Origin of the sequence: Pseudomonas atacamensis, from assembly GCF_017167965.1 — a bacterium.
GTDB lineage: Bacteria > Pseudomonadota > Gammaproteobacteria > Pseudomonadales > Pseudomonadaceae > Aquipseudomonas > Aquipseudomonas atacamensis.
In genome coordinates this window covers 4,096,394-4,109,183 of the sequence record NZ_CP070503.1, presented here as the reverse complement: position 1 = coordinate 4,109,183, position 12,790 = coordinate 4,096,394, and the positions used below count along the sequence as shown (strand labels likewise).

10 protein-coding genes are annotated in these 12,790 nt (G+C 56.7%); 2 read left to right on the top strand and 8 right to left on the bottom strand.

The annotated features are described in order from the left end of the window. Nucleotides 1-5 precede the first annotated feature (5 nt). The 5 genes from JWU58_RS18605 to JWU58_RS18585 all read right to left on the bottom strand — a co-directional run bounded on the left by JWU58_RS18605 (nucleotide 6) and on the right by JWU58_RS18585 (nucleotide 6,981). Complete coding sequence (locus JWU58_RS18605; protein ID WP_232245580.1) at nucleotides 6-428, bottom strand: DUF6896 domain-containing protein; 423 nt, start codon at nucleotides 426-428, stop codon at nucleotides 6-8. 203 nt (nucleotides 429-631) lie between these two features. Then, nucleotides 632-1,039, bottom strand: a complete 408-nt coding sequence (locus tag JWU58_RS18600) for a DUF6896 domain-containing protein (protein ID WP_073473934.1) — start codon at nucleotides 1,037-1,039, stop codon at nucleotides 632-634. Between the two features lie 169 nt (nucleotides 1,040-1,208). Continuing rightward, nucleotides 1,209-1,562 carry an Imm50 family immunity protein gene (locus tag JWU58_RS27610; RefSeq protein ID WP_420893296.1) on the bottom strand — a complete coding sequence of 118 codons (354 nt, stop codon included), beginning with the start codon at nucleotides 1,560-1,562 and terminating at the stop codon, nucleotides 1,209-1,211. 179 nt (nucleotides 1,563-1,741) lie between these two features. Then, on the bottom strand, nucleotides 1,742-2,128 hold the full coding sequence (locus JWU58_RS18590) for a hypothetical protein (RefSeq protein WP_206420749.1): 387 nt from the start codon (nucleotides 2,126-2,128) through the stop codon (nucleotides 1,742-1,744). Then, a complete protein-coding gene (locus JWU58_RS18585) occupies nucleotides 2,125-6,981 on the bottom strand; it encodes an RHS repeat-associated core domain-containing protein (RefSeq protein ID WP_206420748.1) in 4,857 nt (1,618 codons plus the stop codon). Before JWU58_RS18585 ends, JWU58_RS18590 begins: the two co-directional genes overlap by 4 nt. A gap of 239 nt (nucleotides 6,982-7,220) precedes the next feature. Here JWU58_RS18585 and JWU58_RS18580 point away from each other — a divergent pair, with 239 nt between their 5' ends. Beyond that, on the top strand, nucleotides 7,221-7,916 hold the full coding sequence (locus JWU58_RS18580; protein WP_122882102.1) for an HAD-IA family hydrolase: 696 nt from the start codon (nucleotides 7,221-7,223) through the stop codon (nucleotides 7,914-7,916). A 60-nt stretch (nucleotides 7,917-7,976) separates the two neighbouring features. Here JWU58_RS18580 and JWU58_RS18575 read toward each other — a convergent pair whose 3' ends face one another. Next, complete coding sequence (locus JWU58_RS18575) at nucleotides 7,977-8,723, bottom strand: 3-oxoacyl-ACP reductase family protein (RefSeq protein ID WP_206420747.1); 747 nt, start codon at nucleotides 8,721-8,723, stop codon at nucleotides 7,977-7,979. A 125-nt stretch (nucleotides 8,724-8,848) separates the two neighbouring features. On the opposite strand from JWU58_RS18575, the gene JWU58_RS18570 reads away from it, so the two are divergent. After that, entirely contained in the window at nucleotides 8,849-9,772 is a 924-nt protein-coding gene (locus tag JWU58_RS18570; RefSeq protein ID WP_206420746.1) for a LysR family transcriptional regulator, read from the top strand. Nucleotides 9,773-9,903: 131 nt separating this feature from the next. Here JWU58_RS18570 and JWU58_RS18565 read toward each other — a convergent pair whose 3' ends face one another. Continuing rightward, nucleotides 9,904-10,632: an aspartate/glutamate racemase family protein gene (locus JWU58_RS18565; RefSeq protein ID WP_206420745.1), complete on the bottom strand. Its 729-nt coding sequence runs from the start codon at nucleotides 10,630-10,632 to the stop codon at nucleotides 9,904-9,906. Between the two features lie 54 nt (nucleotides 10,633-10,686). Beyond that, the gene (locus tag JWU58_RS18560; protein WP_206420744.1) at nucleotides 10,687-12,225 is read right to left on the bottom strand and encodes an NCS1 family nucleobase:cation symporter-1; all 1,539 of its coding nucleotides are present in this window, start codon (nucleotides 12,223-12,225) and stop codon (nucleotides 10,687-10,689) included. Nucleotides 12,226-12,790 lie beyond the last annotated feature (565 nt).

Below are 12,790 nucleotides of genomic sequence, written 5' to 3'. Positions count from 1 at the left end.
TAAGTCTAGTTTTCAGAGTTTTCATGCGGGTCGATTAATACATAGAGGTCATCGGAGGGCGACATTTTTTTGATTCTGCCTGCATCTATATAGGTCTTGAATTCACGCTCAAGAAATTTCATGTTAGTGTATTTTTTATATCTTAAAGGCCTGTCGGTGGCGTATATGTAAAGGCGCCACTCATCAAAACCATCGATCCTGTTATTCGAACCGTAATCGAAGTCCACTGAGTCAGTGGGAAAATGAATAGCACAGCCTATGCCGTGTAGTTCATATTCAACACCATCGATGATTTCTCCGCAACGTTCTATTTTGCCGCTCCTCCAAAGTCTTAGGATGTTTCGAGTGCCAAATTTTTCTTGTAATAGCGTTGTTCCTTCTTCAACTTTGCTGAGGAAGCCTTTGATCAAGTCTTCGAGACGTATCATGTTGTTGCTCATGTTTTTCTATTATTATCCAGTCGATCGGTATCGAGTCTTTTTAGGATGACATGTTTCATTCGCTCTTGTCTCGAAAATGGTTTTTCCAATATTTCTAATGATTTTTACATTGTGAATTTTGGTGTTTGTCTCACAAGTAGATGCGGAAGTCAGGGTGATTTTTTATGCGTTTTGGTCTTTTCGGTTTCTTTTTAGTTGGTCCATATATATAAGTTGCTAATTAAAGAGATTTTCTTGATTTTTTTTAGGTCTATGTATTCGGCGAATTCTTTTTCGATTATTTTTTTGTCGCAGTATTTTCTATATTTAGATGGTCTTTCGCAAGCAAAGAAGTATAAGCGGCAAATGTCAAACCCATTGATTTCACCATTAGGCCCATAGTCAAAATCTACAGTTCCTGTCGATAAATTAATGCGGCAGCCAATGCCGTGCAATTCATATTTAACTCCTCGAGTGACTCTCCCGCGACGCTTTATCGCCTTGGTATGCCAAAGCCTTCGAATGTCTCGAGTACCAAATTTTTCTTCAAATATCAGCGTGCTTGTCTCTACCATAGCAATAAAGTCATTTATCAGGGCATCCAAGGTTTGATCACTCATCCTTTTCTCCTAATTTGCAAAATATCTAGTCCGATGAATTGGCTGGCTGGATTGCATTTTTTATTGTTTAAAAATTGCGGTATGCTCTTTGGGGTGGTAATAGCTTTAGGGTTGGTGATATTGCTTTTGGTCTTGCAGGCGCTGCGCGTGGAGTGTTAAGTGCGTGATTTTAGACAGGTGACACTGTTAAATAGACGCTAGGTTCTCTTAATCTCAACGATGACGTAATGAATTTTATCTCGGAAGTCTCTGATGCAATGCAAACCAAGTGCCCGCTCTCAAAATTTTTAATGGATAATTGAAGTGTTTCCCGTGTAGGGAGATTGGATGTCGTCAAGCTTGTAACTTCACTGCACGTTATCCCTGTGCGACAAGCGTTGTATCCTGTGGATTCCCACTTCTTCGGAGGCGTGTCTGGAATTTCTCTGATGTCAAATGCCAGAGTCAGTGTTGAAAGATTATTGTCTATGTTTAGAGTGAAGAGCTTAATCTCTCCGATAGGTACATTTCGGCTGAAGACCATGTTGAAGAGTTTACTGCCATGTATCTCATTCCAGTAATTCATGTTTTTCTTTTAGTCTGTCGATCTACCTGGAAAGCGTCTTTACGTAGTGTTGGTTAAGGCTCGGCTTGCGTCTTTCTTAAAATTCATTTGGGCGCCATTTATCATTTCTGTCGTCAAAAAAATATATCTTTCTGCCCCTAAGTCCCCATCCACTGTAAAAAAAATTCTCTTTGTAGTTCTGGTGAGTTTGTTAGGTTTTCATTTTCGTAGTCAAATATCGACACCACATCTTTCAGTGATGGTTCTGCTCCATTGGTCAATTCATAAGCTTTTAAACCAAAAGACATTTGTGATGATAAGCTCGAGGGGTGAACATTTAACTTTGAGCCTTTGCAAAAGAAAGTTACTAGGGGGTTGTCCTTGCGGATTAAGCCGAAACAGTGATAAAAATTTTTGCCGGTGTATGTTTTTGGCGATAGTTCGTCCAGGCTTAGTGTTATGCTTATTTCCTCGCTGTCGCAAATCAGAACTACATCTTTGATTGCGTATTCTTTTTCTACGATAATTTTGAACTCCGAAATCATTTATCAATTTTCCTATATGGATTCGGGATGGAGTAACCAAAGTCACGCCCATCATCAATAATTATCGTGGCGCCTAGAATATCTTCATTTTTGATGACTTTTGGAACGGCGAATTCCTGTTCTCGGGAAAATTTGTATCGGTTTCCTAATTCTTGCTTCAAATCATAGCCCTCGACTCTCTTCAAAGTATAAAGAAACCCGGTTTTTGTAAAAAAGCTGGTAGCAAACTCTTTTCCCACATCTCTAGAGGGGGAGGTGCTGATAAAGCCGCTTGGAGGAAAATCGCTATCAATGGAGTGGAGGAATAAGTCCTCGCTGTCTCCCTTGCTTTTGAATCCGTTCACAAAAACATCGGACGGGTCTCTTGAGTCTCCTCGGTACAGATATTCCTGTTTTTTCTTAGGCGCTGGTGCATCAGGCTCCCCCTCATCAACCTTAACCCCATCACTTGCCCCCGGAACCTCACACCCAGGCTTATTCGGCGGTGGGCAATTGGACGTCAACCCCAACGGATCCACCCACCCCGTCGGATTCGGCACGTACTGGTACTGATTCAACCCACCCGCGAGCTTCACCGGGTCCGGCGTCAGATACCGCCCTAGCCTCGGGTCGTAATACCGATGCCGGTTGTAATGCAGCCCACTTTCAACATCGAAATACTGCCCCTGAAAACGCAGCGGTTGATCCAGATAGTCTTCGCCGGCGAGGGTGACGGCGGCGACTTTGCCGTAGGCGTCGTATTGCGCGGACCAGACGATTTCGCCGCTGTAGTCGGTGAGTTCCTGCGGGGTGCCGAGGTGGTCGAGTTGGTAGTAGAACGGGCAGGCTTTTTTCGGGCCTTTGCCGTCGAGCATCGCGAGTGGGCGGAAGGTGCCGGGTTCGTAGAGGAAGCTGCGGTATTGCGTGCCGCTGCTTTCGGCGACGAGGTGTTCGCCTTGCCAGAAGAATTCGGTGACGGCGCCGTCGACGGTTTTGCGGATGCGCCGGCCGAAGGCGTCGTAGTGATAAGTGGCGGTCTGGCCGTCCGGGCGGGTCAGGCCGATCAGGCGGTGCTGGCAGTCGTAGCGGTATTCCGTGACCAGGGTCTGGCCGTGGCCACGGCGTTCGCGGATCAGGTTGCCGAAGGCGTCGTAGTCGTAATGGCGGTCGCCCTGCATCAGCAGGCGGTTGCCTTTGATCTGCGCAGGGCCGGAGCGGTCCTGCATCAACAGGTTGCCGGCCGGGTCGTGGGCGAAGGATTCGGGCAGTTCGTCGCGCGAGTGGCGTACGCGGATCAACCGGTCGAGGGCGTCGTAGCCGTAGGTGCGCTGGCCGTGGCGGCTGTCGGCGATGTGCTCGAGATTGCCGTTGGCGCTGTAGGCATAATCGCGGCGGTACAGCGAAGCGTGGCGATGACCTACAGCGTGGGCGAGCAAGCGGCCCTGATCGTCGTAGGAGTATTCGCTGAGCAGCAGACCCTGCTGGCGTTGCTGTTCGCGACCGGACTGGTAGACGTGGCGCGTGAGCGGCGTGCCGTTAAGGTCGATGGCTGACAGCGCACCGCCTTTGGCGTAGTGATAGTCGAGCTTGCTGTTGTCCGGCAGGCGCAGGCGTTTGAGCTGGCCGCAGGCGTCATAGGCGTAGCGCAGAGTGCCCCAGCCCTGATGCTCGGTGATCAGCCGGTCCTGACGGTCATACTCGAAGGCCAGCGGATGGTTCTGGCCGTCATTGACACCGATCAACCGACCGAGGCGATCGTAGTCATAGCGGATCTTGGCGCCATCGGGCAGGGTTTTGACGAGCAAACGCCCGGCCCTGTCGCGCTCGTACCGGGTGACCAGCGATAAACCCTGCTCGCCGAACTCGGTCTTCTCCAGCAGATGCCCATTGAGATCGTAGGCATACGCCGTACGCCGCCCATCAAACCCGATTTCCTGTCGGATCAATCCGGTCGGCGTGTAATCCAGTCGGTACTTTTCGCCCGATTCGTTTTCAATCTCGGTCAGCAACAGCCGCGCATGGTCATAGCGGTACTGCACGCGGGTGCCGTCAGGATTGATCCGCCGCGAGACCAGGTGCAGGTCATCGTCATATTCATAGCGGGTGATACGACCGAGCTCGTCACGTTCGGCGGTGATCTGGCCGTAGGCGCCGTAGCTGTAGGCGCGGGTGCTGCCCGTAGGAGAAGTCGTCAGGATCAGTCGGCCGGCCGCGTCCCACTGCTGACGACTGACAACACCAAATTCGTCCTGGGTGGTAATCCGCCGGCCCAGCGCATCGTAGGAAAAGCGCCGCACGCCGCCATCGGGCAGGGTTTCTTCGATGAGCTGGCCGAGCTCGTTCCACACCCAGCGATGGCGGCTGCTGTCCGGATAACGCAGCGACAGCAATTGGCCGCGCAGGTTGTAGTAGTAATGCGTGACCTGGCCGTCGGGATCGACCGCTTCGGTGACGGCACCTTCAGCGTTGCGCCGGTAAATCCACACCGCATCACCACGACAACGCTTGTAGAGAAAACCGTTGCGGTACTCGTAGGACGTTGGTGCATCGTCCGGCGGAATCAGCGCGATCAGCCGTCCGAGTTCGTCGTAGCGGTATTCGGTGACCGCGCCCAACGCATCCTGCTCGGCGATCAAGCGCCCCTGCTGGTCATAGGCCTTGAGCTGCTCGCCGCCATCGGCCGCAACCTGGCGCACCAGCCGCGCGCGCTCGTCGTGGACGTAGACTTCTTCGGTGCCGTCGACGTAATGCACGGTCACGCTGGCGTCGTCATCGTTCCAGACGTAACGGGTGTTCATCTGCGAGAACGACGCCCAGTGCCGCACGCAGCGCGCCGCTTTGCCCTCGCGCTGCCACTCCCAGAAGAAGCTCGCGCCGCCGGTCAGCTGGCGCTGGAGGATGACGTGGTGATCGTCGTAGTCGTAGCGTTCGCTGTCGCCAACCGCGTTGGTCGCGACCAGTAGCCGTTGCCGGGCATCGAAGCTGTAGGTGGCGAGGTTCTGCTCGGTGGTCCACTCGCCCTGAACAAAGACTTGGTAATCGACCGCCACCAGTTGCGCGCGGTCATAACGCAACAGCAGGGCGCGGCCGGCGCCGTTGTCCAGACGCTGAATGCGGTCGGAGCGATCGCGTTGCAGGGTCAGGCGATTGCCGTAGACATCGCTGATCGCCGTCAGCCGGCCGGCGCGAAAGTGATAGAACCGCGCGCTGTCGCCGGCCAACGCCAGAATCAGTTCTTCCGGCTCATCGCCGAGAAAGATCGCCGCCCGCGACAGGCTGTTGTGAATCGCCGGGCGCGCGACGTTGGGCAGGGGAAAGCGGGTTCGGCGGTTCTCGTGGTCGATCCAGATCACGCCATCGCCGTCGAAGGCCAGCCGATGGGCCAGCGTGTGGCTCCAGCCGAAACCCAGGCCGATGTCGATCTCGACCGCGCTGCTGCGGTACAAGCGGGTGAACTCGAAGGGCAGCACGCCATCGAGCACCGCGTCGGTCAGGGTCAGCAGTTCTTCGCCGGTGACCATCGACACCGGGCAGCCATTGGTACAGGTTTTGGGCACGCAATCGGCGGCATCGCCGTTGGGGTTCTTTGCTTGGTCGGGCGCGTCGTCGTGTGGCTCATGGCGCTCAAGGCGGGCCATGTTTTGAGATTTGTCCCGCGCGAGTGGCGCCGGATTCGGCACGCTCAACACAACTTCATCGGCCTGACGAATGTTCAGCGGAATCGATGGCGTCGGCTTCAGCTCAACCTCGCGCGCATGAAACATCAGCGGCTTCAGCGTGCTCGCATGCTGCGTGAGTTCCGGCGTTGAGGTCAGTTCCGCCAAGCGTAAAGCAGAAGCCGCCAGCCATTCCCGCGCCCGTGGCGACTTGATCTTCGCCAGGACCTTGCTGCTCAAACGCAGCGATACGCCGGCACCGCCCGCCACGCGCATCAACAGGAAACTGATCAGCAACTCGGTGCGAACTTCGGCCACCACCTCGGCGAGGTATTGCGGCGGCAGCATCTTCAGCCAACTGGTGAACGCAGCCAGATGAATGAACAGCAACGGCTCGTCGCTGAGCATCAACAAGGCGTTGGCGATCGCTTCGTTTGAAGCGGCAAGCAGCGCCTCGAGTTCGACTTCGCTCAGGTATTCCAGGAGCTTCGCGCTGTGCTCCTGCAGATCGGCAAGTAGGGCGAACAGTTGTTGAATGTCATCCCAGACGCCATTCAAAGCTTTTTCCAGACCGCGCCAATCGGCCCGTTGCAACTGCCCGTAACGATCAAGAAAACCGGCGCTGGAAAACTCCGTCCATTGCGGTTGGAAGCCTGTCCATTCGCTGCGCAGCCAGCCTTCAAGACCGGCAATCACGCCTTCATATGAGGCATACAGGGCGCGGACATGGTCGGTAGAAACATCGGGAAAGAAGGTGACGCGGTAGCGCTGGCTCCGCACGCAATCGGTGACCTCGAGGATCCCGCTCGGGCCGATGGTGTAGCGCAGTGGTTCGCCGAAGGTCAGCACACCGTCGACGTCGCTGAGCAGCGGTTCGAGGGTCACCGGGGTGTCGCCGATCGGCACGAAGCGCGCGGTTTCGAACAAATGCACCAGGGTCAGCGGCCCGTTGGCCGGGCACATGACTACCGATGAGCTGATGGGGGCGCGCGAGGTGATCGGCGCGCTCAGTTGTACGTCATTGCCAACCTTGAACACCTGCTCGATGTCCAGCGCGGTCCCGGTCCAGAACTGCTCGGCCCAGGCGTCGTAGTTGTTCAGGCACAGGCGGAACTCGTCGATCAGCGCTTCGAAATCTGGCTGCTTCGGATTCAGGGCGGCCACCACCAGCAGTCCGATGCTGTTGTTCAGGGCCAGGAGCTGATCGGGTTGAAACATTCGCAGTCGCTCGCGCATGTGAAAAAACGGGAGCGCGGACTTTGCGGGGGATCAAAAAGGAAAGAAGTCGGGGAAGTAGGTAGTGTCTGTAGGAGTTTTCGCTAAATGCGAAAAGGCGTCGATGGCATTGCCCGTTGCTCAATGTCCATCGGCCTCGCTATGCTGCTGAACCCATTAATCAGATCCGCGTTGCGGCACGTTGCCTGTCGCCCGGGATGTCTTTGTTAACGGATCCGATGATGAATGCACCGCTGAAGACGTTCGGCCCGATCAAGGCCGTGATTTTCGATATGGACGGTTTGCTGCTCGATACCGAGGGCATTTACACCGAGGTCACCTCGCTGATTGCCGGGCGCTACGGGAAAACCTTCGACTGGAGCGTCAAGCAGAACATCATTGGTCGCGGTGCCAATGACCTGGCCAATTACGTGGTGCAGGCGCTGGAACTACCGATCACTCCGGAAGAATTTCTGCAGATCCGCGAGCCGCTGATGCGCGAGCGTTTCCCCAAGGCGCAGGCGATGCCGGGGGCCGAAGCGCTGGTGCGTCACCTCAAAGCGCACAACATCCCGATCGCGGTGGGCACCAGTTCGTCGCGCCAGTCGTTCGGGCAGAAAACCACCTTGCACCGTGAGTGGTTTGCGCTGTTCGATTTCATCGTCACGGCGGACGATCCGGAAGTCGGCGCGGCCAAACCGGCGCCGGATATTTTCCTCACCGCCGCCCGGCGTTTGGGCGTTGCGCCCAAGGATTGTCTGGTGTTCGAGGATTCGCCGTTTGGCGTCACCGCAGCGAAAGCGGCAGGCATGACCGCAATCGCCATCCCCGACGCAGCAATGGCAGACGAGAAATATGCTCACGCTGACGGCATTATCCGCTCGCTGAAAGACTTCAGGCCCAGCGTATTTGGCCTGCCGATGCTGGAACTGGCTTGACCGCTTAAACACAAACGCCGCCCTTCTATAAAGAAGGGCGGCGTTTTTTTTGCCGGTCTGTCAGGCGCCGAAACCACCGTCGATGGTCAGGCTGGCACCGGTGATGTAACCGGCTTCCGGTCCGGCCAGATAGGCGACGAAGCTGGCGATTTCTTCGGCGGTGCCGTAACGACCGACGGCCATCAGCGGGATCAGGCTGTCGGCGAATTCGCCGTGGGCCGGGTTCATGTCGGTGTCGACCGGGCCAGGTTGCACGTTGTTGATGGTGATGCCCCGTGGGCCGAGATCGCGGGCAAGGCCTTTGGTCAGGCCGACCAGTGCCGATTTGCTCATCGCGTACACGCCGCCACCGCCGAAGGGCATGCGGTCGGCGTTGGTGCTGCCGATGTTGATGATCCGCGAGCCTTCGCCCATGTGTTTCGCCGCTTCCTGCGAAGCAATGAACACGCTGCGCACGTTGATGGCCAAAGTCTGATCGAAATCTTCGAGTTTGAAATCTTCCAGCGGCGCGATAGCCAGCACGCCGGCGTTGTTGACCAGAATGTCCAGGCGGCCAAACGCTTCGACGGTGGCGCTGACGGCGTGGCGAATCGCGCCGGCATCGGCGCTGTCAGCCTTGATCGCCAAGGCTTTGCCGCCGTTGCCAGTGATGCTGTTCTGCAGTTCTTCGGCTTTGGCGGCGGAGCTGACGTAAGTGAAAGCGACGGCGGCGCCTTCAGCGGCCAGGCGTTTGACGATGGCTGCGCCGATGCCGCGCGAACCGCCTTGAATCAGAGCGACTTTGCCGCTGAGGTGTTGAGTGGTCATGTTCGATCTCCAAGTGTTCAAGGCGGAATGCCTTGGTGTTGGTGCCGAGTATCGGCGTGGCATCGACAACCGGGTAGACCATGATTGCTATAGTCTGTGTAAACCAAAAGTTTATAGTGGCGATCATGGAAACGTTCAGCAGTATCGAATGCTTTGTGCGCAGCGCCGAAGTCGGCAGCTTCGCCGAAGCCGCGCGACGCTTGAGCCTGACCCCGGCGGCAGTGGGCAAAAGCGTGGCGAAACTGGAGGCGCGGCTCGGCGTACGGCTGTTCCAGCGTAGTACACGCAGCCTGACCCTGACCGAAGCGGGGCAGCTGTTTTTGAGTGAAGTCAGCGCCAGCCTGACCACCATCCAGAATGCCGTGGCCAATCTGGCCAGTGCCGGCGGGCAACCGGCCGGCACGCTGAAAGTCAGCATGGGCACGGTGTTCGGCCGTCTGTATATCGTGCCGCTGCTCGGTGAGTTTCTGCAGCGTTATCCAGCGATCAACCCGGACTGGCATTTCGATAACCGTCAGGTCGACCTGATCGGGCAGGGCTTCGACGCGGCGATTGGCGGCGGCTTTGAACTGCCACAAGGCGTGGTTGCGCGCAGGCTGACACCGGCGCATCGGGTGTTGGTGGCATCGGAGGACTATCTGCAAAAACATGCGCCGATCAGCCATCCCGATGACCTCAGGCAACACGACGGCATTCTGATTCGCTCACCGCAGACCGGGCGCGTGCGTTCCTGGCAACTGACTCACCGCGATCAGCAACACAGTCCGCTGACATTGCGGGCGCGGATGACCATGAGTGATTCCGAGGCTGCCTGTGCAACGGCGATGCAAGGTTTGGGCATTGCGCTGGTGAGCATGCCGTTTGCGGTCGCGTATCTTCAGGCAGGGACGTTGCAGCGGGTGCTGCCTGACTGGTTTGTCGATGACGGCAACATTTCGATCTATTACGCCGAGCACAAATTGTTGCCGGGCAAGACCCGAGCGTTTGTGGATTTTGTGATTGAACAGTTTGCTGAGCAGGGACTGGGGCGGCGGTTTAGTGCTATCTGAGCCAGGCACCAAACCGAGTTGCGGATATCGCGGGCAAGCCCGCTCCCACAAGTTTTGAGTTGCTCACACATCTTGCAAAGAACACAAAACCCTGTGGGAGCGGGCTTGCCCGCGATGAACGATAACTCGGTCTATCGAGCAAAGCGCTCCGCCCAGCCAATAATGTTCTTCGGCCGTGGCGTCGCATAAGTGCGCACCTTCGACGTCGACAACTTCAAACGCACCAGCGATTCGGCAATCGTCACCGCCGCTGTCACGCCATCCACCACCGGCACGCCGGTGCGCCGACGGATCTGTTCATCCAGCCCGGCCATGCCGCCGCAGCCCAGGCAAATCACCTCGGCCTTGTCCTGAGTCACCGCCAGTTCGGCCTGCTGCACGATCGCTTCCAGTGCGCGCTGCGGTTCGTGTTCCAGCTCCAGAACCGCCAGACCACTGGCGCGCACCGAGGCACAGCGATCCCACAGACCGGACAGTTTCAGCCGATCCTCGATCAACGGCACGGTGCGATCCAGTGTGGTCACCACCGAGTAGGCATGGCCGAGAAACATCGCGGTGCTGGCCGCCGCATCAGTGATATCTACCACTGGCACGTTGAGCAATTCCTGCAAGCCTTCGCGGCCATGTTCGCCGTAGCCGGCCTGAATCACGGCGTCGAAGGGTTGATCGTAGGCCATCACCCGGTCCATCACGGCGATGGCGGCCAGGTAGCTTTCGAAATTGCCTTCAATCGATTCGGCGCCGAAGTACGGGGTCAGGCCGACGATTTCGGTACCGGGTGAAGCGACGGCCTGCGCCGAGTGGGCGATGGCGTCGGTGATGGATTCGGTGGTGTTGACGTTGACCACGAGAATACGCATGGAAAATCCTTATTGCGGGCAGTGGTGCGGCCCGAAAACCGGGCCGCGAAGGGATCAGTGGCTGACGTTATCCACAGCGATGCATTCGCCGCTGACTTCGGCGTAATGGGTCTGGCGTTTGGCGATGATCAGGTAAAGCATGCCGGCGATACCGGCACCGATGAGCCAGGAGAACGGCGAAACACTGTGGAAACCGGGTACCAGGGCCAGGACGATGGCGATCAGCGCTGCCGGAATAAACGCCGCCACCGCGCGGAAATTGATGCCTCGGCTGTAGTAATAAGCGCCGTTGGGATCTTCGCTGTAGAGCTGCGGCACGTTGATGCGGCCTTTGCGGATCAGCCAGTAGTCGACCATGATCACCCCGTACAGCGGGCCGAGCAGGGCGCCGAGGCCCGACAGGAAATACACGATCACCAGCGGGCTGTTGTAGAGGTTCCACGGCAGGATCAGCACGGCGATGGTTGCGCTGATCAACCCGGCGCGGCGGAAGGTCAGGTACTTCGGCGCCAGGTTGCTGAGGACGAACGCCGGGGCGACGAAGTTGGCCATGATGTTCACCGCGACGGTGACGATCAGAAAAGCCAGGCAGCCGAGCACCAGAAAGAATGTGTTGGGGATCGAGGCGATGATTTCGGTCGGGCTTTCGATGATCCGCCCGTTGATCTGGAACTGCGCGCCACACAGCAACACGGTAATCGCAGCGAACACCAGAATGTTCACCGGCAAGCCCCAGAAATTTCCTACCTTGATGGTTTTGCGGCACGGCGAAGAACGGGCGAAATCGCAGAAGTTGAGGATCAGCGTGCCATAGATCGCCAGCCACAACGCGCCGCCAGCAAAGATGTTGCGCCACATCTCGCCACCGGTCAGCGGCTCGCGGATCGACCAGGCAATGGTCGCGTTGGCCTGGAAGTACATCCACCCGGCGAGTGCAGCAACGGTCAGCAGAATCACCGGCCCGGCAAATGCCTCGTAACGGCGCACCATCTCCATGCCGTAGGCAAGGATCGCCAGTTGTACCAGCCAGATGGCAACGAAGCACACCCAGCCCAGAGTCGACAGGCCGAGAATCGAGTTGTGATCGTATTCAGCGAATCCCGGATGCACGGCAGTCAGCAAGACGCGGAATACCACTGAGGCGAGATACGACTGAATACCGAACCAGGCGATGGCGATAACCGCCCTGATCAATGCAGGGATTTGCGCACCGTGGATGCCGAAACTGATCCGGCTGATCACCGGAAACGGCACCCCGGTTTTCTGCCCCATGTACCCGGACAGGTTCATGAAGAAGTACACCAGCGCCGCGCCAATCCCCAGCGACAACAGAATCTGCCAGCCGCCCAAGCCCAACGCATACAGGCCGATGGCGAACGAGTAGTTGGCGATGTTGTGCACGTCGTTCGTCCACAGGGCGAAGATGCTGTACTGGCCCCAACGCCGGCCTTCGGCTTTGGTCGGCGCCAGATCGCTGTTGTGCAGACGCGGGCTCAGTTGCAGCGGCTCGCTCAGCCCGTCATCGGGCAACGGTTGATCGAGCGTGGAGGAGGGCAGATTCAGCGCGATGTTATTCGAAAGACTTGTACGCATTCCGGCAGGCTCCTGATGTTCCCCCCGCGATGACTGTGCATGAGCGCTCAGGCTCGACAAATCTTCGTCGCGGCGGTGAAACCATCACTGGTTACGGGGCATCTGCAGCCTGTACGGGATAGGGCGCTTCAGGCTTGCGGATCGAAAGTGTGCATGTTTTGCAGTTTTGTATACAAAACATGTATGCGATAAAGCCAGATTTGTGCCAATTGCCAATCTATAAGCGGCAAGGCTCATTTCGAATAGTTATCAATGCGGCATAAGTCGCTGAAAAACCGGCGATATAATTTGATCGATTGGACAGGAATTTTTTTCAGGGGAGGGAGTTTGCAGAGGGGCAAGCAGATGGGGATTCTGCTTGGGAGTGTAACTTTTCAGGGCGTCAGAACTGAAAGTGCACACATAAATGGCACCGATGGTGACAACCTTGTATACACCTTTTGCGTGCCTGGCACATATCAATGTGGGAGCGAACCTGCTCGCGAATGCGGTGGATCAGGCAACTGAAACGTTGACTGCAACTGCGCTTTCGCGAGCAGGCTCGCTCCCACAGGGGAACTCATTC

Coding starts and splice junctions, on each gene's coding strand:
- JWU58_RS18605 (WP_232245580.1), bottom strand. CDS start 428: ATGATACGTCTCGAAGACTTGATCAAAGGCTTCCTCAGCAAAGTTGAA.
- JWU58_RS18590 (WP_206420749.1), bottom strand. CDS start 2,128: ATGATTTCGGAGTTCAAAATTATCGTAGAAAAAGAATACGCAATCAAA.
- JWU58_RS18585 (WP_206420748.1), bottom strand. CDS start 6,981: ATGTTTCAACCCGATCAGCTCCTGGCCCTGAACAACAGCATCGGACTG.
- JWU58_RS18570 (WP_206420746.1), top strand. CDS start 8,849: ATGGAAACGTTCAGCAGTATCGAATGCTTTGTGCGCAGCGCCGAAGTC.
- JWU58_RS18575 (WP_206420747.1), bottom strand. CDS start 8,723: ATGACCACTCAACACCTCAGCGGCAAAGTCGCTCTGATTCAAGGCGGT.
- JWU58_RS18565 (WP_206420745.1), bottom strand. CDS start 10,632: ATGCGTATTCTCGTGGTCAACGTCAACACCACCGAATCCATCACCGAC.
- JWU58_RS27610 (WP_420893296.1), bottom strand. CDS start 1,562: ATGGTCTTCAGCCGAAATGTACCTATCGGAGAGATTAAGCTCTTCACT.
- JWU58_RS18600 (WP_073473934.1), bottom strand. CDS start 1,039: ATGAGTGATCAAACCTTGGATGCCCTGATAAATGACTTTATTGCTATG.
- JWU58_RS18560 (WP_206420744.1), bottom strand. CDS start 12,225: ATGCGTACAAGTCTTTCGAATAACATCGCGCTGAATCTGCCCTCCTCC.
- JWU58_RS18580 (WP_122882102.1), top strand. CDS start 7,221: ATGAATGCACCGCTGAAGACGTTCGGCCCGATCAAGGCCGTGATTTTC.